Here is a 1,361-nt window from a genome sequence, read left to right as displayed (position 1 = left end):
GATGATGTCCCGAGAGGTGGTGTAGCTTATGCGATCGCCGTGCCTTCCGGACTGTGCCGGATCAGCTTGCCGCAGCGGGCAGGCTGATGAGCGGATCATCGCTCATTGCGGCGATTGTCTCAAGAGACAGGTATCTGGATCGCTGGACCGCCCACTCATCATTTTGCTCGAGCAGCAACGCACCGACGAGGCGCACGATGGCATTGTCGTTTGGAAAGATGCCGACGACCTCGGTTCGCCGCTTGATTTCTCCATTCAGTCGCTCGATCGGATTTGTGCTGTGAAGCTTGGTCCAGTGTTGTTTGGGAAAGGTCATGTAGGCCAGCACATCTTCTTCGGCACTGTCCATGAGGGTGGCGAGCTTGGGCACCTTCGGCCTGATCTGGTCGGCCACAGCTCTCCACTGGGCGCTTGCGGCCTCCGGCGTGTCCTGAGCAAAGGCCGTGGCAATAAAGGCGGAGACAACGCGTCGTCCACTCTTTCCTGCATGGGCCAGTGCGTTTCTCATGAAGTGCACCCTGCAGCGCTGCCAGGTGGCCAACAGGACCTTGGAGACGGCGGCCTTGATGCCTTCATGGGCATCGGAGACGACGAGCTTGACGCCGCTCAAGCCCCGTCTTGTCAGCTTGCGCAGGAATTCTGTCCAGATCGGTTCTGCCTCGGACGTGCCGATCTCCATGCCCAGAACCTCGCGCCGGCCGTCGGTGTTGACGCCCACGGCGATGATGACCGCGACAGAGACAATGCGGCCACCACGCCGGACCTTGAGATAAGTGGCGTCTATCCAGAGGTAGGGCCACTCACCCTCGATCGGCCGTGAGAGGAAGGCTTTGACCTTGTCGTCGATCTCCTCGCAGAGCCGGGAGACCTGGCTCTTGGAGATGCCGCTCATGCCCATCGCCTTGACCAGGTCATCGACCGAGCGGGTCGACACACCTTGGATGTAGGCTTCCTGGATCACCGCGGTCAGGGCTTTTTCGGCCATGCGACGCGGCTCCAGGAAGCTTGGGAAGTAACTGCCGGTGCGGAGCTTCGGAATGCGAAGTTCTACTGTTCCGGCCCGCGTCTCCCAGTCTCTGTCGCGGTAGCCGTTGCGCTGGGCCAGCCGAAAGGCATTCTTCTCGCCATAGGCAGCACCCGTCTTCGCGCCGACCTCCAGTTCCATCAGCTTCTCGGCGGCAAAGCCGATCATCTCGCGCAGCAAATCGGCGTCAGCACTCTTCTCAACGAGCGAGCGCAGGTTCATCATATCGTCGGTCATCGGTGGACTTTCCATCAGGTTGAGCTTGAACAACCCGACCCTACCGGAAAAACACTGGTGACCGCCGCTATCCTGCTACACCACGCCCCGGGACATCATC

At 60.5% G+C, this 1,361-nt stretch carries 1 protein-coding gene; it reads right to left on the bottom strand.

All coding sequences use genetic code 11. The features are described 5' to 3' along the window. Nucleotides 1–61 precede the first annotated feature (61 nt). Nucleotides 62–1,261 carry an IS256 family transposase gene (locus NYR54_RS19085; RefSeq protein WP_261517281.1) on the bottom strand — a complete coding sequence of 400 codons (1,200 nt, stop codon included), beginning with the start codon at nucleotides 1,259–1,261 and terminating at the stop codon, nucleotides 62–64. Nucleotides 1,262–1,361: the final 100 nt, after the last annotated feature.

It is taken from the genome of Chelativorans petroleitrophicus, assembly GCF_025398195.1.
Lineage (GTDB): Bacteria > Pseudomonadota > Alphaproteobacteria > Rhizobiales > Rhizobiaceae > Chelativorans > Chelativorans petroleitrophicus.
The sequence above is the reverse complement of the archived record's forward strand: the minus strand, read 5'-3'. Positions and strand labels throughout refer to the sequence as shown.

What these genes read in the sequence shown, in the direction of transcription:
- NYR54_RS19085 (WP_261517281.1), bottom strand. Translation starts at nt 1,261, where the DNA reads ATGACCGACGATATGATGAACCTGCGCTCGCTCGTTGAGAAGAGTGCT.